Source organism: Kitasatospora herbaricolor (assembly GCF_030813695.1).
Lineage (GTDB): Bacteria > Actinomycetota > Actinomycetes > Streptomycetales > Streptomycetaceae > Kitasatospora > Kitasatospora herbaricolor.
This window is the reverse complement of the sequence record NZ_JAUSVA010000002.1, coordinates 8277561-8297835: the sequence shown is the minus strand read 5'-3', so window position 1 is coordinate 8297835 and position 20275 is coordinate 8277561. Positions and strand designations below refer to the sequence as shown.

Below are 20275 nucleotides of genomic sequence, written 5' to 3'. Positions count from 1 at the left end.
ACCCTCCCCGTCCGAGGCCGGACCAGAACGCACAAGCTCAGTGCTTGCGGTGCGTACGGCGCCTGCGCAGGAGGAAGAGGGCGCTGCCACCGACGGTGATGAGGACGGCGATGACGCCGGCCCCGATGTTGCCGCCGCCGGTGTGGGCGAGCCATCCGCCGTCGGTCTGCGCGGCGGCCGGGGTGGTGTCGGGTGTGGCGGTGGAGTCGATGGCGGTGTGGTCGTCCGGCTGGTCGGAGGCGGGTGGGGCCGGTGGTGTGGCGGAGGGGAGGGGTTGTGCCGGGGTGTTCCCCGGGTCGGTGGGCGTCGGGGTGGTGGGCTTGCCGGTCGGCTGGGTGCTGGGGTCGTCGCCGAACTGGATGCGGATGTCGGCGCCGGAGGTGGTGGCCTGGGTGATGCTGATCGAAAGGTGTGCGGAGGTGTCGGTGAGTGCGGTGCCGGTGGTGGCGAAGGAGCCGGTGGCGGCCTTGTTGTCGTGCTTGGTGTTGCTGATCATGACAGCGCGGTCGTAGTGGCCTGCCGGGATCCGGTAGACGTCCACGCCATTGGCGACGTCGCGGTCCGCGGTGGCGGGGTCGGGCACGCGGAACTCGACGACGATGCGGTCCTTGCCGGTGCCTAGCGGGAGGTCGACCGCGCGCACTCCCGAGGTGCCGGGTGCGTGGAGCGGGGTGAGGTGCACGGTGGTGGTCGTCGAGGGCGTGGTGACCTGCTGAGCGGTGAGCCACTTCTGGGACAGGAGCTCGGGAGCGGTGAGGCCCTTCTTCTCACCGCCTCCGCCCATGGGGGTGCGGTTGCTGTAGCCGTCCGGGGCGCAGGTGGTGAAGCTGCCGGCCTTGCAGAGTTGGCGTTCCTGGTGAGCGAAGCCGAGGTTGTGGCCGGACTCGTGGACGATGGCGGCCTTGTCGGCCACGGCACCCTCGTGGTACCAGCTGTTGGGGCCGGAGACCGAGCCGAGTCCCCACCAGTCGCTGCAGTAGGCGCTGTTGAAGACGACCGAGATGTGGTCGAAGGTCACGTCGGGGATCGCCTTGCGGGCGAGGTCGTTCATCTGTCCGGTGTCGCAGCCGGAGGGGTCGTCCATGTCGATCGTGAACGGTCCGAAGACGCCGTCGCCTTTGGCTGGGACGATGCTCAACCGGTTTCCGGAGTTCGCGGCGTAGTAGGTGGCGAGGGAGTCCTTGGCGCCGAAGAAGTTCTGTGCGGCTTGGTCGTGGGCCTTTTGGGGGTCCGCGAGTGCGCGGTTGCGGAAGTTGACGAGCACCACGGCGCGGTGGTCGACGCTCTGGGAGGCGGGTTCGGCCGCGGCCGGTGCCGCGAGGACGGCCGATCCGACGGTCACCGCGCAGGCAGCGGCCGCGCCGAGCAACACAGGGATCTTCACCGCGGTGGCTCCCGCCGAGCGGGTCGCCGGGACTGCACATGCGGGTCGGGCCGGGAGTAGGCGGAATGCCATGAGTAGGAAGTCCTTGGTCGTTCGGTCCGAGGGCGGTCGCGCAGAGGGCCCTCGGCATGGCGAGGTACCGCGATCCGCCCTTCGGGGGTGAGGCAGGAAGGGTGAGCCCCAGCCGTTGCGATCGGGGCTCACCGATCTCCGCGTCGGTGCGGAGGTGAGACCGAGCTGCGAGTTCCCTCCTGCATCAGGGGAGATCCCGGGAGGGGCGTCGGATAACAGAAAACGGGCAAGGGCAAGGACGGGTTTGGCGGCGGGAAGGATCGCTGCCACCGGCGTCACGACGAGCAGGCACGCGTCAGACGCATGGGCCGGGACTCGGTCGAACGGGTAGGCGGCCCATCTGGTCCAGGCCAAATCCTCCGAGGCGATGCCTCACCGTACAGGCCGCATGCCTGCATCGTGACCTCCTGGTCACCGATACTGCGCCCGCTGGAGCCCCGCCCCGGCCAACGACGGAGGACCTCCTGTGCGCTGTCGCAGTGCCCGCGCCCCGGCCCCCGTCCGCGCGACAGTGCGGGGGGCTTGTTGCCGTTGGGGTCTCGGTCGAGGGCGACCTGCGGGTCGCCCCGGGGGGCAATGGCGGCAGCTGTCATCCATCGATGATCCGGCGAAGCATCCCTTGACTTCGACCCCGACTGCTGCCACGGTTTGCTTGAACTTGCTCTAAGTAGCCCTGAAATGAGCATCTTGACACATGCTCAGTGTCGCCTCGCAGGGCATTCGCAGGGGCGGCGCGCAGATTCGCCGGGCACGCCTGGCCGTCTCTTCGGAGCACTGCCGGGGGGGAGCCGGCCCGCTCCTGCGGGCTGTCCGCTGCTGTGCCTCTCCGGTGTGCTGTTCGGGCGATCCGCCGCTCACCACCATCGGGGCCGCGGTGGACAGTCGTCCGTGCCGACGCGGTACTGGCCACCCAGCTGGTCGATTCTGTTGGGCTCAGTCGACCTGGCGCTCGCTGTCCTGCATTTCTGTGCGGCCGTCATTCTCCGTCGGCCAGATCCTCCACCGGCCCGCCGTCAACCGTCGGTCTCCTCCGTCCTCACCGTCCGACAGGAAATCCATGATGCGTCTTCACCGTCCCGCCACAAGGATCCGGCTCGGCGTAGCCGGCTCCGCTCTGTCTCTGCTGCTCGGGAGCGGCGCGCTCACCCTGGGTGCGGTCGTCACCCAGGTCGCCACCGCACCGGGCGCGGCAGCCCTCGGCAACGGCCTGGCCCTCACTCCACCGATGGGCTGGAACAGCTGGAACAGGTTCGGCTGCAGCATCACCGAGGCCAAGGTCAAGGCGGTCGCCGACGCGATCGTCAGCAAGGGCCTGAAGGACCTCGGCTACACCTACGTGACCGTCGACGACTGCTGGATGGGCAGCGCGCGCGACGTCGACGGCAACCTGGTCGCCGATGCGGTGAAGTTCCCGAGCGGCATGAAGGCGCTCGGAGACTACCTGCACGGCAAGGGCCTGAAGTTCGGGCTCTACGAGTCGCCCACCGAGGGCACCTGCCAGCACCGGCCCGGCAGTTACGGCCACGAGACGGCGGACGCGGCCTCCTTCGCCGCCTGGGGCGTCGACTACCTCAAGTACGACTGGTGCCAGACCTCCACCACCGAGTCCCCGAACATGTGGGCCGACTTCCCCGGCTTCACCGAGAAGCAGCTCGCCCAAGCCCTCTTCCCGCGAATGCGCGACGCACTCGCCGCCACCAAGCGGCCGATCGCCTACAGCCTCTCCAACTGCTGCGCGGCGCTCGACCTCCCCTCCTGGGCGGGCCCGGTCGCCAACCTCTGGCGCACCTCCACCGACATCACCGACAGCTGGAGCAGCGTCCTCTACAACTTCGGAAGGGCCGCCGCGATCCCGGCCGCCGCCAAGCCCGGCCAGTGGAACGACCCGGACATGCTCGAGGTCGGCAACGGCGGTATGACGGACGCCGAGTACCGCAGCCACTTCAGCCTCTGGGCCCAGCTCGCCGCGCCCCTCATCATGGGCAACGACGTGTCGGCGGCCACCACCGCGACCCTCGCCGTCCTCGGCAGAACCGACGTGATCGCGGTCGACCAGGACTCCGCGGGCAAGCAGGGCACCGTCGTCTCCGACTCCGGCGGCCTCCTGGTGATGAGCAAGGTCCTCGCCAACGGCGACCGCTCGGTCACCCTCACCAACAAGAACGCCTCCACGGCCACCATCAGCACCAGCGCCAACGCCGTCGGCATCGGCGGCGCCGCGACCTACACCCTCAAGGACCTGTGGGCCGGCACAAGCACCACCAACACCACCGGCGTGATCAGCGCGCAGGTCCCGTCCCACGGCACCGTGATGTACCGCGTCACCGGCACCGGCACGGCCACCTCCCCGATCGTCTCCGGCGGCGTCTACGAGATCGCCACCGGCACCACCCAGGCCGTCGACGTCCCCAACTCCTCCACCAGCGCCAACACCCAGCTGATCACCTGGGCCTGGCACAACAGCGCCAACCAGAAGTGGACCCTCACCGCCAACGGCGACGGCTCCTACCAGATGAAGAACATCAACTCCGGCCTGTGCGCGGACGTCAGAGGCGGTGCCACCACCGCGGGCACCGCCGTCATCCAGTACGGCTGCCACACGGGCGACAACCAGAAGTGGCTCCCCGTTTCCTCCGGCGGCGGCTACCAACTCATCGGCAAGGGCAGCAACCTCGCCCTGACCACCGCCTCCACCACCAGCGGCGCCGTTCTCACCCAGGAGAGCGCCACCGGCACACCCAACCAGACCTGGACCTTCACCAAGGTCGACTGACAGCGACGATGTGCGCGGTGCTGTCGTCGACGCCTGCTCCACCGACCCTCGCCTGTTCCGTGCCGTGACCAGCCGTCCCGTTGTCGCGATCGGCCGGCTGCTCACCCCAGGTCCGACCACGGCCTGTGGATGACCGCCCCCACCCCATGGCCCCGTGATCTCAACCACCCAGGAGCTCTCATGTTCCCTGCCTCCGTACGCTCGGGCAGCCCCGGCCTGACGATCGCCGGCTCCCCCCGCCGGCCCGTTCGACGAATCTCCAGCCTGGTGTTGAGCGCCGGGGTGCTCGTGGCGGGGTCGCTGACGGTGACGGCCGTCAGCATCCCGACTCCCGCCCGGGCGATGGTGCCGCCCGGCGTGTACGGCGCGACGGCCCCGCCGATGGGCTGGAACTCCTGGTTCTTCTACGGCACCAGCATCTCCGCCAAGAGCATCGCCGATCAGGCGGCCGGCATGGCGACGCCGAACGCGAACCTCCCGATCGACGACTCGGGCGGGCACAAGAGCCTCGCCGACCTCGGCTACCGCGACATCGGCATCGACGACGGCTGGGGACCCGACAACGGTGCCGGACGCGACGCCACCGGCACCCTCACCACGAAGACCGGATTCCTGACCGGCGCCCAGACCAGAGCGGTCACCCTGTCCAACGGCAGCACGGTGCCCGCGCGCGCGTTGAACACCATGAAGGACCTCACCAACTACATCCACGAGCTCGGCCTCAAGGCCGGCATGTACACCGACACGGGCACCCGGGGCTGTGGCGGGATGAGCGGCAGCGGCGACCACGAGGCCAGGGACCTGACCACGTTCGCGGACTGGGGCTTCGACTTCCTGAAGCTGGACCACTGCGGCGGCACGCCGACCAAATACAGCACGGTCATGGCGGACTACAAGGACTGGGGCAGCCTGGCGGCCAACGCCAAGACCTCCGCCGGCCTCGCCCACCCGATCGCCCTGGACATGTGCCAGTGGGGCGCCGGTTCCCCGGACGGCCCGTGGGTGTGGGGCGGGTCCGCCGGCCGCGCCTGGCGCACCGGCCGCGACCTCTCGGGCAACGTCGGCTGGGGCACCCCGTCCAACGGCGGCTCGACCTGGGTCAACTTCAGCCAGGTCACGGGCAACTTCGACCTGAACGACCACCCCAGCAATCACGCCACCGGCCAGTACAACGACCCGGACTACCTGATGGTCGGGCCCGGCTTCGGCAACAACCCGGTCACCGGGCGGCAGCAGACCCACGGGACGGACACCACCACGCAGTGGGGCCTCACCCCGAACGAACAGCAGTCCTACTTCGGGATGTGGGCCGTCCAGGGCGCCCCGCTCGTGCTGGCGAGCGACCTCACCGGCCTGGACACGGCGACCGCGGGCATCGTCGGCAACCAGTCGGTGATCGCCGTCGCCCAGGACAGTGCCAACCACCAGGGACAGAAGGTCCTCGACAACGGCAAGGTCCAGGTCTGGTCCAAGCAGCTCGCCACCGCCGGCACCCGGGCCGTCCTGCTCCTGAACCGCAGCACCAGCTCGCAGACCTACGCCTTCACCACCCAGAACCTGGGCCTCAACGGCACCGCCACGGTGCAGAACCTCTACACCGGCTCGAACCTCGGCACCCTCGCCTCCGTCGGCTCGCAGTCCTTCACCCTCGCCCCCCACCAGTCCGTGCTGCTCAAGCTCACCGGCACCGCCGAACAGTGGCCGGACACGGTCGTCGTCCCGACCGCGACGGGTCTCAGCACGAAGACCTGGAACAGCAGCACCTGGTCGGCGTGGCAGACCGTGTCTCTGAGCGCTGCCGGGTCCACCGGGCCGGGCTCCGTCAAGGGCGAACCCGCCGTTGTCTCCTCCCCCGGCGGCACCGACGTCTTCGTCCGAGGCGCCGACGACGCCCTGTGGACCAACACCTACAAGAACGGCGCCTGGGGCACCTGGACCAGCCTCGGCGGGACGCTCACTGCCAGCCCCGCGGCGGCGAGCCTCGGACGCGACCGCATCGACGTGTTCATCCGCAGCACCGACGGCAAGGTCTACCAGAAGACCTTCCAGCAGACACCGGGCCAGAACGACCTCCCGGCGTACTGGCCCGACGTCAAGTGGACCACCAGCTGGGTGAGCCAGGACGCACCCGATTCGACCACCATCGTCGGCACCCCCGCTGCGGTGGCCTCGCTCAACCGCATCGACCTCTTCGCCCGCGGCACCGACAACGCGCTCTGGCAGAAGAGCTACGTCAGCGGCGAATGGACCGGCTGGACCAGGCGCGGCGGCACCCTCGCCTCCTCGCCGACGGCGGCCAGCGGCGGGCCCGGCCAGATCGAGGTCTTCGCCACCCTCGCCCCCACCGACAAGATCGGCCAGCTCAGCTGGACCGCCGCCGGTGGCTGGTCCTCGACCTGGTACGACCTCGGCCGCGCCGGCATCGGAGCCCCGAGCGCGACCCAGGTGGACTACCGCGTCAACGTCTACATCCGCGCCACCGACAACACCCTCTGGCAGTGGTACCGCATCGGCACCGGCCCCACCGGCGTCTGGCAGCAGCTCGACAACACCCTCGCCCTCACCGCCGGCCCGGCCGCCGCAGGACACCCCTAGACATCATCGTCACACCGCACTGACCACTGAGACGGCCCGTCGCGCTCCCCCGGCCCGCGACGGGCCATCCGCACGAGGACAAACCCGAATCAGGCGGGGGAATCGGGTCTGTCCCTTGAACGGCTCCGGCACGTACTCGTCGGTAACGAAGGGTGACGACTGTCGCTGTCATGGTGTGCGCGATGTCAATGAGCTTGTCGGTGTGGTGTTTTCGGGGTTGTCGGCCCTCGTCGCCCTGCGGCGGGTCTGAGCGCCTCGGGCACTATCCCTCCGCCGGGCGGCGTGGTGGGCACCCGCCGGGGTGACCACGCTGACGGCAGCGTCCAAACGCTCTGGAGATCTCCTCGGGGTCCACCTCGCCGGCCGGTGCGTCGTGTCATCTGTAGTGGGCGAACACCCGCTTCTGTTCCGTCTCCCAGGTCCAGTCCGGTTGGTCCCCGCGCCGGAACGGTTCCGTCTTGGCGAGCACCTCGAACTGTTCGGAGGGCCGCTTGCTCTGCTTGTTCACCACGATGGCGGTCAGCATCACGGGCACGTCTCTGGCCGCCTCGACTCGGCACGCGGCCTCAAGAAGGTTGCTCATCAGCGTGCCCCGGGGCGGGACCGAGTAGCCCGCGTCCCTCAGTTCCTCGCTCAGCCTGCCGTAGGTGTCGGGCCTGCCATCCGTCGCCCAGCCCTTGATGATCTCGACCATGCTGTCCCGGGCCGCGAGCCATGCGGCAGAGCCGTGCTTCAACCGGGGGAATTGAGTGTCAGTCACCCGGATATCGCAGCACAGGAACTGCTGGGACGAAAGGGGGTGGCACCTACGTGGAACCCCGCACCGCCGGCCGGAACGCCAGCGCGCGGCCGGCGGGCGGGCAGGTGGCGGCCCCTGCCGACCCTGGCGGCTCCCGCCGGCTGATGCCCGGCGGTGGTGGCCGCCGCTGTCCGGGGATCGTCGATTCCCGCCGAGGCCGGATGCCCGGAGGTCGGACAGGGGGATGGCGGTGACCACGGCGTCCGTGCCGTGCTCCCGCCCGGTCGGTCGGCGTGCTTCGAACAGCACGGAGCCGTCCTGGGCGAGCAGCGCGGCCTTCATGCCGGTGCCGCCTACATCGAGTGCGATGACGTGCTTCACGGCGGACGTTCTCCGGTGCCTGGTGGACGGTTCCGGTGGGGGCGTACTGGGTTGCTTCGAGGTCTTCCGCTGTCAGCTGGTCGGCTTGGGTGGGGCGGGTGCTTCGAGGGGGTTCTTCTCGATGGCGGTGATGGTCCAGGTGTCGCCGGTCTTGGTGAGGCTGATGGTGCGGTGCTGGGTGTAGGGCTTGTTCAGTTCGAACTTGTTGGTGCTCAGATAGGCGGGGTCGGCCTCGGTGAATTCGATGGTGCTGTCCATCTGCACCTTGGCGGTGGTCATGTCCTCGGGGAATGTGGATCGGTACCAGGCGATGCTGACCTGACGCGTCGTGAGGTGGTTGGCGGTGAACAGGGCGGCGAGTTTGGTGTCGTACTGCTGGGAGCGGAGCTGGTCGGCGAAGCCCTTGTTGTAGAAGGTGAACTCCTGTGTGGTGCTTTCGCCGATGGTCCGGTGGTCGCGGTTGTCGACCGCTCCGGAGTGCAGGACGACTGTCTTGCGGACGGCGGTGACGACGGGGTCGTCGTCCCCCAGCTGGGTGACGGTGTTGCCGTTGCTGTCGATGACGTGCCAGAGGCTCTGCCCGGAGTGGTCGGGTGCTGTCGGAGCGGCCGAGGTTCCGGCGGCCGGGGGCACGGGGGCCGTGTGGGCGGAGGAGCATCCTGCGCTGAGCAGGAGGGCGGCCAGGATCGGCGCAGCGGTTCTCCTGAGCATGGCGGCTTCCCTTCGGTGGGGGTGCGGGCCGCCCGCGGACGGGGCGGCCCGCACCGGGGTCAGGGGGTCAGGGGGCGGGTTCGAAGGTCCACTGGCTGGTCCACCAGGTGCTGGGGGCGGCGCCGTGCTGGAGGTTTCCGGTGAGGTTCTCGGTGTGGGCGTAGGTGCCGGTGGAGCGGTTCTTCAGCCGCTTGTAGCCGGAGACGGTCTCTTCGGTCCACTGGCTGGTGGTGTCGGTGGCGGTGAGGTTGCCGTAGTGGACGATGGCGTCGGCGGTGGTGGTGTTCATGTACTCGCCGGTCCACCGGTTGCGGTAGCGGGCGTAGCCGTCGGTGGTGGTCTCCCTGGACCACTGGGAGCTCCAGGCTGTGGCGGCGATGCTGCTGTACTGGACGTTGCCGGTCTTGTTCTCGATGTTGAGGTACTGGCCGGTCTGGTGGTTCTTGACCCGCTGGTAGCCCTCCGCGTAGCCCGCGTTGTTCTTGAACACCCGGAGGTAGTCGACGTTCCAGGTCTTGGGCCAGACGTTGTTGTGGACGCCGGAGCCGGCGTCGGTGTAGAGGCCGAGGATCATGCCCATCGGCGAGTTGGGGGCGTCGTTGATGGTCTTGTAGAGCTGGTTGTCGTAGTAGAAGTTGAGCTGGGTGGGGGTCCAGTCCATGCCGTAGAGGTGGTACTCGGTGGTGGGGCTGCCGCTGGGCACGGTGGTGTCCGACAGGTACCAGGAGGAGAGGAAGTCGGGGTCGCCCCAGCCGTAGGCCGCGATGCGCCAGTTGGACGGGTTGGAGAAGAACGTCTCGACCATGTCGATCTCGGAGTTGGCGTTGCCGAGGGTGGTGTCGTCGGTTCCGACCAGCCACAGCGCCTGGTGACCGCCGCCTCCGACGTCGGAGTTCTTCGCGCGCATCTCGAAGTAGCCGTACTTGGTGGAGTAGCCGTTGAAGTCCGGCTCGTGGTGGTCGTTGGGCATGGAGCCGTTGAAGCGGTGCCAGTTGTCCTTCTCGTAGGACTGGATGCTGGAGATCTTCACCGCGCCGTCGTACTGGGCGTTCCAGGCGGGGGTGTCGGCGTCGAGGCGCTCGGTGAGGGTGCCGTTGGCGATGGTGTAGCGGGCCTGGGCGTTGGCGGGGGTCGACGTCCAGTGCGGGAGGTAGGACGGCAGCCACTTGCTCGTGTTGAGCGAGGTGCCGTCGAACTCCTCCTGGAAGTCCAGGGTGTAGCCGGACTTGGTGGTGGGGTTGGGCGGGGTTGCGGCGGCGTGGGCGACGGCGGGCAGCAGGAGGGCTGCCGCTGCCGCCATGCAGATGAGGGCGCTGTGGGTGAGGGGCCGGCGGCGCCGGGTGGGGGCCGGCGTGGTGCCGGGGGTTTGGGCCATGACGCGTTCCCTTCGGGGGTGGGGGTGGGGTGGTGCATGGCGGCCGGCTGCGGGCGGGGCGGCGGGGCGCTCTGTCCGGAACCGGGGTTCTGGGGCCGACGCTTGCCGGCCTGGGGGGTGAGGTCCGGGGCCTTCTGCCGGCTGGGGGCGGGGCGGGGCTCGTGGCGGGAGGGGGTGCCGGCCGGGGCCGGTGCGGCGGTTCCGGCCGGCGCCTTGGGTGTCCGGCCCGTGCGGGTCGGGGCCTCGGGGCCGGAGACGGAGGGGGCGGTGCCCTAGTTCGCGAGCGCCTGGACGGTGTCGGTGCGGCGGGCGCGTTCGGCGGCCCAGGCGACGAGGTGGCTCTCCAGGCTGGTGACCGGGTCGGAGAGGATGTGGGCGGGGTCGCCGCTGGTCAGGGCGTCGAGGAAGGCGTCGACCAGGCGTTCGTCGCCGCCTCCGTGCCCGCTTCCGGCGTCGGGGCCGTCCACGCCCAGGAGCAGGGTCTCCTCCCGGCCGGTGACGAAGTCGGTGACGGTGGCGTGGACGCCGTCACCGTCGAGGCTGCCCAGGGTGCCGAAGATGCGGGTCTTGCGGTGGGTGAACGGGGTGAAGGCGGTCATGGTGAAGGAGGCTGTGGCTCCGCCCTCGTATTCGAGGTTGACGACCTGGTGGTCGACGACGTCGTTGTCGCAGGCGTAGACGCAGCGTCCGTACGGTCCCTCGCGCAGTGCCTGCTCGATGCCGTCGGGGGTGCGGGCCTCGGTGACGGCGTTCAGCGGCCAGCGTTCCCGGTCCGCGTCACCGAGGCAGCCGAGGTAGAGGCGCTTCGCGGAGTAGGGGCAGGTGGATTCGACCGGGCAGTCCAGGCAGTTGTCGGCCGCTTCGGCGGGGCGGTTCTCGGGGCGGAAGTGCATGAGGGAGCCGAAGGAGGACACCTTCCGCACCGGCGCACCGATGATGTAGGAGATCCAGTCCAGGTCGTGGGACGACTTGGCGAGCAGCATCGGGCTGGCCTGGTCCTCGCGCCGCCAGTTGCCGCGGACGTAGGAATGGGCCTGGTGCCACCAGCCGACCGGCTCCAGGTGCTCGACGCTGACGATGTCGCCGAGCCGTCCGGAGTCGACGATCTCCTTCACCCCGGTGGTGTAGGGGGTGTAGCGCAGGACGTGGCAGACGGCGAGCATGACGCCGGCCTTGGCCACGGCGTCGGAGATCTGCCGGGCGTCCTCCTCGCTGGTGGCCATCGGCTTCTCCAGCAGGATGTGGTATCCGAGTTCGGCGAAGCGCACGGCCGGCTCGACGTGCTCGACGTCCTGTGTGGTGATCAGAACCGCGTCGGCCTCGGGTGCCTGCTCCGCGAGGGCGCGCCAGTCGTCGAAGACCTCGGCGCCCGGGTGGCGCTCCCGCGCGGCGGTGGCCCGGGCGACGTCGGGCTCGGCGATCGCGACGATCCTGGCACGGCCGGTGGTGGCGGCGTAGGTGGCGTAGGTGGTGCCGCGTCCGCCGGCTCCCACCAGGATCAGGCGCAGTGGTGGAGCGGGGGTGGGGGCCGCGTCGGGTGTGAGGGCATGGCTCATGGCGGTGTGTCCTTTGGGGACGAGGTGAGGAGAGGCGGGCAATGGTGCGGTCGTGGGCGGGCGGTCAGCCCTTGACGGCGCCGGAGAGCATGCCGGCGATGAAGTGCCGCTGGAAGAAGAGGTAGACGGCGACGACCGGGGCGATGACGATCAGCGTGGCTGCGGACAGCAGGGGGACGTCGATGTTGTGGGCGCCGACGAAGAAGCCGAGCCCGGCGGGGGCGGTGCGCCCGCGGGGGTCCTGGATGAGGATGAGGGCGAGCAGGAACTGGTTCCAGGCCCACAGGAAGTAGAGCAGGCCGAGGGTGATCAGTGCGGGCTTGGCGCAGGGCAGCAGGACCTTCCACAGCACCGTCCAGCTGCCGGCGCCGTCGACGGCGGCCGCCTCGGTCATCTCCTTGGGCAGGGCGAGGAACTGCTCACGCATCCAGAACGCTCCGAACGGCATGAACAGGCCGACCAGGGCGAGGATCAGGGCGAGCGGGGTGTCGGTGAGGCCGAATGCGCGCAGGTCGTAGTACAGGGGGACGACGGCGGCTTCGTAGGGCAGGGCCAGGCCCAGCAGCAGGAAGCCGAAGAGCACCTTGCGGCCGCGGAACTCCATGGTGGCGAAGGCGTACCCGGCGAGTGAGGCGCAGACCAGCGCGATGGGGACGACGCCGAGGGCGACGACGGCACTGTTGCGCAGCAGCTGGCCGAAGCCGGCGTCGGACCAGGCCCGGCCGAAGCTGTCCAGGGTGGGGTGTTCGGGCCAGTGGAGTCCGTCGACGACGGTGCCGGGCGGGTTGAGGGCGGCGAGGACGATGCCGGCGAACGGGACGATGACGGCCAGGGTGAAGGCGGCCATCACGGCGCGGCCGGCGAGGCCTTCGAAGCGGCGGTTCATGTCTTCTCCCGGGTGATGCGGCTGATCGCGAGGACGATCAGGGCGATCAGTGCGCTGAGTACCACGGCCAGGGCGCAGGCGGCCCCGACCTCGCCGTTGGTGAAGGCGAGCCGGTAGATGAGCACACCGGGAACGGTGGTGGAGTCGCCCGGTCCGCCGCCGGTGGTGACGTAGACGACGTCGAAGCTGGCGAGCGCGGAGATGACGGTGATGGTCAGGGCGACGCCGATCTCGGCGCGCAGCCCCGGCAGGGTGACGGCGAAGAACTCCTGGACGGGGCCTGCGCCGTCGAGGCGGGCGGCCTCGTACAGGCTGCTGTCGATCTTCTGGATTCCGGCCTGGAAGACGATCAGGCACAGGCCGAGCATCACCCAGGTGCCGACCAGGCCGACGGCGACGTAGGCCCAGGTGAAGTCGCCGAGCCAGGCGCGGGTGATCGAGCCGAGGCCGACGGCGCGCAGTACCTGGTTGACGATGCCGTCGGTGGAGTACATCCACTTCCAGGTGACGCCGACGGCGACCAGCGGGATGATCTGCGGCAGGAACAGGACGGTGCGGCTGACGGGGTAGCGGCGCCCGCCCCGGCCGCCGATGACGGCGGCGAGGAGCAGGCCCAGCGCGATCGGCAGCAGCGAGTAGAAGCCGATGAAGCCGAGCGCGTGCACGATCGAGGAGCGCAGGGCCGGGTCGGTCAGTACCTCGCGGTAGTTGGCGAGGCCGGCCCAGGTGCCGACTGTGACGCCGTCCCACTCGAAGAAGGAGAGCCACATGGTGTGCAGCCATGGCAGCACGACGAAGGCGGTGTACAGGGCGAGCGCCGGCGCGAGGTACAGGTAGGCGATGCGGCGGGATCGGGGCCGGCCCGGGCCTGCGCGCAAGGTGCGCGCCGACCGGCCGCTCTGGGCCTGCGTCCGGTGACCGCGCGGTGCGTCCCCTGTCGGGTCGGCCGCGCGCCGGGTGGTGGCGTCGCGCCGGTGGGAGGGGGTGGTGGTGCTCACTGGTGCCCCTTGAGCCAGTCGGCCTGGAGTGCGGCGAGGTAGGCGTCCGGGGTGGTCTTGCCGCCGATGAGCTGCTGGCCCTGGGAGGTGAGGGTGTCGTTCATGGTGGCGTCGGTGTTGGCGAAGAAGTTCACCAGGCCGTTGTCCGTGTTGACCTTGCCCCAGGCGGCCGTGACCTCGTTCATCACGTTGCCCTCGGGGGCCTTGACCTGGTCGGCGTGGGCGACGGGCAGGAAGCCGGTGGAGAACTGGATCTGCGCGGCCTCGGGGGTGTTCATGAAGTCGAGGAAGGCCGCCGCCAGGTCGGGGTTCTTGGACTTGGCGGGGATGGCGTAGGCGACGGAGGTGCCGATGCCGGTGGCCTTGGAGGCGGCGTCGGCGCCGGGGAAGGGCAGGAAACCCACCTTTCCGGGTGCGGCCTTGTCGATGACCTGTGCGTCCCAGCTGCCGTCGAACAGGAACAGCCCGGAGCCCTTGGTGAAGGCGGCGACCGAGCCCGGCAGGTCGGTGCCGTTGGCGCCCTCGGGCAGGTAGCCCTTCTTCGCCCAGTCGGAGAGGGTGGTCGCCGCGTCCGCGCCGCCGCGGGTGTCGACGGTCGAGCCCTGCTTGCCGTTGACCCAGTCGCTGGTCTTCGCCGCGCCGTCGACGGAGTCGACGATCGACTGGACGACGAAGGAGGAGTGGCCCTGCAGGTTGCCGAGCTGCACCGGGAGCTCGCCCGCGGCCTTCGCCTTGGCGAGTGCCGCCTCGAACTCCGCCCGGGTCTTCGGCACGCCGATGCCGAGCTTGGCGGCGATCTCCTTGTTGTAGTAGACGCCGACCACCGAGAACCCGGCCGGCGCGGCCCACAGGTGGCCGGCGCCCAGCTGCTTGCCGTCGTCCGAGGCGCGCCACTGGTCGAGCTGACTGCTGGGGTACTTGGTGTCCCAGCCGTAGGCCTGGGTGTAGGGGTCCAGGTCGCGGATGAGGTTGCCCTTGACGGTGGTGCCGAGCTTGTTCAGCAGCGCCAGGTCCGGGGCGTCGTCCGAGGAGAGCTTGAGGTTGAGGCTCTTGTCGTAGTCGTCGGGGCCGGTGTACTGGAAGTCCACCGTGATGTTCGGGTGCTTGGCGTGGAAGGCCTCGGCCAGGGCCTTGGTCGTGCCCGCGTTCTCGGAGCTCACGACGGTCAGCGTGGCATTGCCGGTGGGAAGCGCGGTGGAGACCGGGCCGGAGGGAGCCGCGCTCTTTGTTCCGCCGCCGGGCGTCAGGCCGTTGCAGGCGGTCAGGCCGGTGGCGGCAACCAGCAGGGCGCACATCGCCGCGGTGCGGCGGGGGAATCTTGCGGACATCGGGGGCTCCTCGAAGCAGGGCCGGCCTGCGGGGGTGTGGTCAAAGTTAACGCCCGACCAAGTTACGTCGAGCTGTTGCGAAACTGGGGCGATGCTAGAAGTGGCCTGCATCTTTGGTCAAGACTGTTATGCAATACCATTACGTAACTGCTTGTCGTAAGATGAGGGCGCGGTCGCAGGGGGCGACCCGGACAAGAAGCGAGGACTCGTGAACGGCACTGGCCTCACCGGCGGTGATCCCGCCCTGCTGCGGCGGTTGAACGTCGAAGCCGTCCTGCGCGTGCTGCGCAACGCCGAGCCGATGACGCTCACCCAGATCGGGCGGGCGGCTTCGCTGTCCCGGCAGACCGTGGACGTCGTGATCGCCGAGCTCGACGAGGCGGGCTGGATCGAGGAGGTCGCCCCCGAGCGGAGCATCGGCCGTCCGGCGCGCCGCTACCGCTTCCGCGCCGAGGCCGGCCACGTACTGGGCATCGACGTCGGCGTCGCGAGCGCCCGCATGGTCCTGGCCGACCTCGACGGCACCGTGCTCGCATCCCGCAGGACAGAGATCGCCCCGGGCCTCGGTGGCCCGGGGCGCACGCAGCGCATGCACGACTGCGCCGCCGCCTTCCTCGCCGAGCACCCCGGCGCCCGGCTGCGCGGGCTGTGCCTCGGTGTGCCCGCCATCGTCGACGCGCACGGCCGCATCCGCCTGTCCACCCCGCTCCCCGAGTGGAGCGGCACCGACCTCGCCACCATCGCGGGCACCTGGTTCGGCTGCCCCGCCCACGTCGAGAACGACGCCAACCTGGCCGCCCTCGCCGAGCACTGGCGCGGCGCCGCCCGCAACGCCGACGACTTCATCCAGCTCATCGCCGGCAAACGCTCCGGTGCGGGCATGATGCTCGGCGGACGCCTGCACCGCGGCCGGGGCGGCGCGGCCGGAGAGATCGGCGCCCTCGCCGTCCTCGGCTGGGAGGGCGACGCCATGAACGACGTGCGCGCCGCGCCCGACCCCGCGCAGATCTTCGCCGACGCGGCCGCCGGTGACACCACCGCCGCTGCCCGTGTCGACCGTTTCGCCCGCGTCCTCGCCCAGGGCATCGCCGCCATGGTCCTGACCGTCAACCCCGACCTCGTCGTCATCGGCGGCGGCCTCTCCCAGGCCGGCGAGGCACTCGCCGGGCCGGTGCGCAGCCACCTCGACAAGCTCTGCCTCGACCCGCCGCAGGTGGCCGCCTCCACGCTCGGCACCGAAGCGGTCGCCCTCGGCGCCGCACGGCTGGCCCTGGAACACCTCAATGTCGAACTGTTCGGCATGCAGATCTCTCCCGGGGCCGGCTCCTCGCGTCAGTCCGGGACCCCGGTCACAGGCCGCCCGCTCAATGCCGGGGCATTCGAGCCGCCCATGCCGCACCTCCCGCGCTGACCCGCAGCATCCGCCGATGCGGCCCGCCCCGGCGGTGTCGGCCCTCGCTGCCACCGGCGCCTCGCGCCGCAGCGGGAGCCGCAGACGGCAGATCGGCGACCGGCGATCCATGACCGCTCACCACCACGGCACGGACGCACCGGCAACAGCGCCCCGCTTCCTGGGGCAGGCCGGCCCGGCCGCCCGGTCCCAGGAGGCAGGGCGAGGGCTCGGCAGCTCCACGACCCGGCAGCCCAGCTCCTCCAGCCGGCCGACGACGGCCCGCGCCTGTGATGCCTGCCCTCCGCAGGATTCGGCGTGACACCGCCACGGCACACGGCAATCCGGTCAGGGCGGTGCCATGACTTGGCATGTCCGCCTGGCTTCAAGGACTCGAACCGTAGCCAGGCCGCTCCGGTGCCTGCCGCAGGCTCAGTGGTCGACCTCGGAAGTCCCTCGGGGGTTGACGTGCGGCCAGGGCATGCGTGAACCGTGGATCACGGATCCGGAGGCGCCGCGAAGCCGCCGTTGGGCGAGATCCTGTCCTCGAACTCGTTGCCGGTCGGGTAGCGGGCGCGGAAGTGTCAGGTGTTGGCCGGGTCGACGTGGTCGATGGGCTCGTCCAGCAGTTCGCTCGCCGACCGGTGGATCTTCGCCAGCGCACTCAAGAGGGCCTCACGCTCGGTTTCGGTGAGGTCCGCGGTGACCTTCGCCTCCATGAATCGCCGCTCTGCCTCGATCGGGTCCTGCAGCGCCCGTCGGCCCGGGCCGCTTCGCGCCGATCGACCCCGCCGACATCGCCGCCGTCGCAGCCCTCGTCCTCACCGAAAACGGCCACCAAGGCGAGGAATGCGTCCTCACCGGCAACGAGGCGCTCACCGTCACCGAGCAGGTCCAGATCATCGCCGAGGCGGCCGGCCGCGACATCGAGGTCCGTGAGGCGGCCACACCGGCTCAAGCCGTCCAGTCCCGCTTCCCCGACGGAGCACCCCAGGCGCTTGCCGACGCCATCACGGAGGGGTACAGGCTCATGCGCGCCGACACCGTCGGTTCCGGACCGACACGGTGGAGCGGCTGCTCGGACGCAGGCCACGAACGTTCGCAGACTGGTGCGCGCGCAACGCCGACGTCTTCCGGAGGCCGACCACCGTCCGAACGGGCCGGTAATTGCCCCTACTTCCCCTTCGCCTGCATGTATCACCCGCCCGACCGGGTGACTCCCTCGGGCTCCCCGACCCTCCTCCTCCGCCGATCGGCCTGCCCGCCATGCCCGCCTGCGCCGCCCGCCCGACAACCCCGACCGCCACCGAACGCGCACGGCTGCAGAAGGCCGCCTACGGTCACAAGACCGAGCACGGACGACGGGTACGCGCGCCCAGGTCGTACTGCAAGCGGCGCGGTCAGTCCAACACGCGCATCACCCGGGAGACGGGGCTGCATCTGGCACGGTACGGAAGGTGGCGGGGCCGGTTCGCCGACCTGGGCCTTGCGGGCCTGGCCGACGCAAGCGTCCGGGCCGTCCGCGGCACTTCACCGCGCTGCAGGCTACCCAGGCCGCACTCCACCTCGCCGCCATCCTCATCTGGGCACGCCGATGACCACGGAACAAGAACCTAGACCCGTTCCAGCGGGCGGTGAGGGGGTGGCGGGAGCTCGACCTGGATGGAATCGCCGGGGCGGACGGTCCCTCCACGGCGGACCACAGCCATGACGCCGCACTTGAACGTGAACTCGCCGGACAAGGGTTCCATGGCGAAGACCTCACCGAGCAGCCCCTTGCGGAAGTCGTTGATCTTGGCACACGGGTTACGCAGTCCGGTCACCTCAAGCACCGCCCGCTCCCCCAGATGGAGCAGGGCACCGGTGGGCAGGCCCAACAGGTCCATCCCACGCGTGGTGATGTTCTCGCCGAGCTGGCCCGCAGAGACCCTGAAGCCCTTGAGCGCGAGTTCGTCGAAGAGTTCCTCGTGCATCAGGTGGACCTGGCGCAGGTTGGGCAGGTTCGGCTCGTAGGTCATGCGGAACTGGTGGCGGATCGTCTCACCTGCGTGAACGTCTCCTTCCACTCCGAGCCCAGTGAGCAGCCTGACGGAATCGCGATTGGGCTTGCTGAACGAGTACCCCTCGTTACGGCTCACTGCGGTCACCTGACCAGGCATCACGCCCTCCACCTGTCGTCATTCTGCGGCCGGTCGATCATAGAGGCGGTGCAAGCAGCCTTGCGAGGGAAGCGTGCAGTGAACGGACCTCATCAGGCGGATGGGTCATGTCCGGGGTCCGGGCACTCCCACAGGCCGCCGGTGGCGCCGGCGGGTCCGAAGTCGCTGAGCTTGGTCCAGGTCCTCAGGTTCGGGGAGGAGTAGAAGCTCACCTTGTGGTCGGCGGACAGGGCGACCGTCATGAGCCAGCTGTTGGTCCGGGCGTTCCAGAAGACTTTGGGGTCGCGGAAGTTCTGGGAGCCGATGTTGAGGACGGGGTTGCTGGCGTACTTGGTCCAGGTGGTGCCGCCGTCGGTGGAGTAGGCGAGCGACTGGGCCTGCACGCCGTCGGACTTGCGGTAGCTGGTGCAGATCGCGACCAGCGGGGGGGTTGGTGCCGGTGCCGAAGCCGGTGGTGTTGTCCTTGTCGAGGACGACTCCGCCGGAGAAGACCATCTCGTTGGTGTCCTGGGGAGGGCGATCGGCTGCTCGACCACAGGGCCTCCTGGCCGGCACGTTGGATTCGACACCCTTCGAGCTGCCAAGAGGCCCTGCTCTCATGCACGGCGGCCGCCGCAGTCACCCGATCGACTGACTTCCCGACGAGATCGGGACGACGGCAGTCGCGTCGCTTCTCGTGATCGCTGGGACGGACAATCTCGCACGGCCGTCCAGGTGGACGGACGGCTTGGTGACGCCCCGCCCTCACGGGTTTGAGCCCGGTGCCGCGGATGACGAACCCGGCGCAGAGTCGTGTCCTACCGGTTCGAGGCGCGGCCAACCGCCCCCGCTACGTCCTACTTCTCCTCCGGCTCCCAGGCGCGGAGCAGGTCGAGCAGCCCTGGGTCTCCGTCAACGTGCAAGGAGTCGGCCTGGATCCGGTCGTACAGGTAGAGGACCAGCTCACTGGCCGTACCGTGGACGGAGGCGCCGGCTGCGTCCGAGTCTTCGCCGGTCGCGGCGGTGGGCGCGGGAATGCTGGTGATGCGTGCGCCGTCGCCGTCGACGGTGAGGCGCCAGGAGCGGCCCTCGGCGGCGTGGAAGTCGAAGGCCGTGGGCTTGTGCGGCCAGGCACTCGGCGTTGCGCAGACGGTGAACAGGAACTCCTCCACACCGTCGAGTGCCAGCTCGACCGGCAGCGGCTGCGGGGAGCCCCCGGCGAGCTGGGCGTCGTAGGTGTGCACCGCGGTCTCCTGGACCCGGTGCCGGGCGGTGCCGCCGGCGGTCTGCGGTGACTGCGACGCGGGCCACCACGTCCAGCAACCGCTCTCCGGTCCCGCCTCGCGCAGGGCGCCCAGCAGAAGCTGCGTCGACGCGTCCAGCCAGGCCAGCAGGGCCTCACGCTCCTGCGGCACTTCCAGCGCGGCACGCGCGGCGACGGCCTCGGCCGGGGGAGCGTCGGCAGGCCCCGCGCCGACGATGGCGGCCCAGAAACGGTCCCCCCCACCCAGGTGCTTCACCAGATCGAACAGCGTCCACCCGGGGCAGGACGGCACCTGCGCGTCGAGACCGGGCGCGGCGGCGACCACGGCGCGGAAGGCCGTCGACCGTTCATCGATCAGTCGCAACAGGTCAGGGAACTCAAGATTCTTTTCCACGCCGGATGTCTATCACCGTGCTCCCGTGATCGGACAGCGATTTTCACAGTCCCGCCGGTTGGCCATTGCAGACGTCCTCGCCTCCCACCGCCGGGGCGACAAGCTGCGCACTGCTGCGAGGACGCTGGTGGTGGCGGTACGCCAAGCGTCCAGCCTATGGGTGCTCCGGCCTATGGGCGCTCCGGCCTCGCCGTGCGGCCGGGCACTCGGCGACGTCACGTCCACCCGGTGCGCGCGGTCGTGCTGCCGCTCGATGCGATGGACGCAGAGGTCACAAGCGGCCCGAAGCGC

Annotated in this window: 14 protein-coding genes and 1 pseudogene; 3 read left to right on the top strand and 12 right to left on the bottom strand. The window is 70.0% G+C overall.

Annotated features, from left to right (window positions below):
* Window positions 1-37: 37 nt before the first annotated feature.
* On the bottom strand, window positions 38-1384 hold the full coding sequence (locus J2S46_RS35955; protein ID WP_191292126.1) for a hypothetical protein: 1347 nt from the start codon (window positions 1382-1384) through the stop codon (window positions 38-40).
* A gap of 1129 nt (window positions 1385-2513) precedes the next feature.
* Between J2S46_RS35955 and J2S46_RS35950 the strand changes: the two genes are divergently transcribed.
* Both J2S46_RS35950 and J2S46_RS35945 read left to right on the top strand, forming a co-directional pair.
* Window positions 2514-4229 (top strand): alpha-galactosidase, encoded by a 1716-nt coding sequence (locus tag J2S46_RS35950; protein ID WP_191292127.1) that lies wholly within the window; start codon window positions 2514-2516, stop codon window positions 4227-4229.
* 180 nt (window positions 4230-4409) lie between these two features.
* On the top strand, window positions 4410-6824 hold the full coding sequence (locus tag J2S46_RS35945) for a DUF8189 domain-containing protein (RefSeq protein ID WP_191292128.1): 2415 nt from the start codon (window positions 4410-4412) through the stop codon (window positions 6822-6824).
* A 376-nt stretch (window positions 6825-7200) separates the two neighbouring features.
* Here the strand turns inward: J2S46_RS35945 and J2S46_RS35940 are convergent, their stop codons facing one another.
* The 7 genes from J2S46_RS35940 to J2S46_RS35910 form a co-directional block, all read right to left on the bottom strand.
* Window positions 7201-7944 carry a hypothetical protein gene (locus tag J2S46_RS35940; RefSeq protein ID WP_229913044.1) on the bottom strand — a complete coding sequence of 248 codons (744 nt, stop codon included), beginning with the start codon at window positions 7942-7944 and terminating at the stop codon, window positions 7201-7203.
* Between the two features lie 72 nt (window positions 7945-8016).
* The gene (locus J2S46_RS35935; RefSeq protein ID WP_191292129.1) at window positions 8017-8655 is read right to left on the bottom strand and encodes a hypothetical protein; all 639 of its coding nucleotides are present in this window, start codon (window positions 8653-8655) and stop codon (window positions 8017-8019) included.
* Window positions 8656-8722: 67 nt separating this feature from the next.
* Window positions 8723-10030: a glycoside hydrolase family 16 protein gene (locus tag J2S46_RS35930; RefSeq protein ID WP_191292130.1), complete on the bottom strand. Its 1308-nt coding sequence runs from the start codon at window positions 10028-10030 to the stop codon at window positions 8723-8725.
* Between the two features lie 272 nt (window positions 10031-10302).
* Window positions 10303-11586 carry a Gfo/Idh/MocA family protein gene (locus tag J2S46_RS35925; RefSeq protein ID WP_191292131.1) on the bottom strand — a complete coding sequence of 428 codons (1284 nt, stop codon included), beginning with the start codon at window positions 11584-11586 and terminating at the stop codon, window positions 10303-10305.
* 64 nt (window positions 11587-11650) lie between these two features.
* Entirely contained in the window at window positions 11651-12472 is an 822-nt protein-coding gene (locus J2S46_RS35920) for a carbohydrate ABC transporter permease (protein WP_191292132.1), read from the bottom strand.
* Window positions 12469-13470, bottom strand: a complete 1002-nt coding sequence (locus J2S46_RS35915) for a carbohydrate ABC transporter permease (protein WP_191292133.1) — start codon at window positions 13468-13470, stop codon at window positions 12469-12471. The genes J2S46_RS35920 and J2S46_RS35915 overlap by 4 nt, the downstream gene beginning before the upstream one ends.
* On the bottom strand, window positions 13467-14798 hold the full coding sequence (locus J2S46_RS35910) for an ABC transporter substrate-binding protein (protein WP_191292134.1): 1332 nt from the start codon (window positions 14796-14798) through the stop codon (window positions 13467-13469). The genes J2S46_RS35915 and J2S46_RS35910 overlap by 4 nt, the downstream gene beginning before the upstream one ends.
* A gap of 208 nt (window positions 14799-15006) precedes the next feature.
* Between J2S46_RS35910 and J2S46_RS35905 the strand changes: the two genes are divergently transcribed.
* Entirely contained in the window at window positions 15007-16209 is a 1203-nt protein-coding gene (locus J2S46_RS35905) for an ROK family transcriptional regulator (RefSeq protein ID WP_191292135.1), read from the top strand.
* Window positions 16210-16772: 563 nt separating this feature from the next.
* On the opposite strand, the gene J2S46_RS35900 is transcribed toward J2S46_RS35905, so the two are convergent.
* The 4 genes and pseudogenes from J2S46_RS35900 to J2S46_RS35885 all read right to left on the bottom strand — a co-directional run bounded on the left by J2S46_RS35900 (window position 16773) and on the right by J2S46_RS35885 (window position 19984).
* Complete coding sequence (locus J2S46_RS35900) at window positions 16773-16907, bottom strand: hypothetical protein (RefSeq protein WP_268255717.1); 135 nt, start codon at window positions 16905-16907, stop codon at window positions 16773-16775.
* Between the two features lie 894 nt (window positions 16908-17801).
* Window positions 17802-18347: an MOSC domain-containing protein gene (locus tag J2S46_RS35895; RefSeq protein WP_191292206.1), complete on the bottom strand. Its 546-nt coding sequence runs from the start codon at window positions 18345-18347 to the stop codon at window positions 17802-17804.
* Between the two features lie 116 nt (window positions 18348-18463).
* A pseudogene (locus tag J2S46_RS35890) lies at window positions 18464-18854 on the bottom strand (glycoside hydrolase family protein); the annotation flags it as partial.
* Window positions 18855-19183: 329 nt separating this feature from the next.
* Window positions 19184-19984, bottom strand: coding sequence for a maleylpyruvate isomerase family mycothiol-dependent enzyme (locus J2S46_RS35885; RefSeq protein WP_191292136.1), 801 nt, complete (start codon window positions 19982-19984; stop codon window positions 19184-19186).
* Between the last annotated feature and the right edge of the window lie 291 nt (window positions 19985-20275).

Bases quoted from the DNA above. Each gene is read 5' to 3' on its own strand.
- J2S46_RS35950 (WP_191292127.1), top strand. From the start codon at position 2,514: ATGATGCGTCTTCACCGTCCCGCCACAAGGATCCGGCTCGGCGTAGCC.
- J2S46_RS35945 (WP_191292128.1), top strand. From the start codon at position 4,410: ATGTTCCCTGCCTCCGTACGCTCGGGCAGCCCCGGCCTGACGATCGCC.
- J2S46_RS35935 (WP_191292129.1), bottom strand. From the start codon at position 8,655: ATGCTCAGGAGAACCGCTGCGCCGATCCTGGCCGCCCTCCTGCTCAGC.
- J2S46_RS35930 (WP_191292130.1), bottom strand. From the start codon at position 10,030: ATGGCCCAAACCCCCGGCACCACGCCGGCCCCCACCCGGCGCCGCCGG.
- J2S46_RS35925 (WP_191292131.1), bottom strand. From the start codon at position 11,586: ATGAGCCATGCCCTCACACCCGACGCGGCCCCCACCCCCGCTCCACCA.
- J2S46_RS35920 (WP_191292132.1), bottom strand. From the start codon at position 12,472: ATGAACCGCCGCTTCGAAGGCCTCGCCGGCCGCGCCGTGATGGCCGCC.
- J2S46_RS35910 (WP_191292134.1), bottom strand. From the start codon at position 14,798: ATGTCCGCAAGATTCCCCCGCCGCACCGCGGCGATGTGCGCCCTGCTG.
- J2S46_RS35900 (WP_268255717.1), bottom strand. From the start codon at position 16,907: ATGGAGGCGAAGGTCACCGCGGACCTCACCGAAACCGAGCGTGAGGCC.
- J2S46_RS35895 (WP_191292206.1), bottom strand. From the start codon at position 18,347: ATGCCTGGTCAGGTGACCGCAGTGAGCCGTAACGAGGGGTACTCGTTC.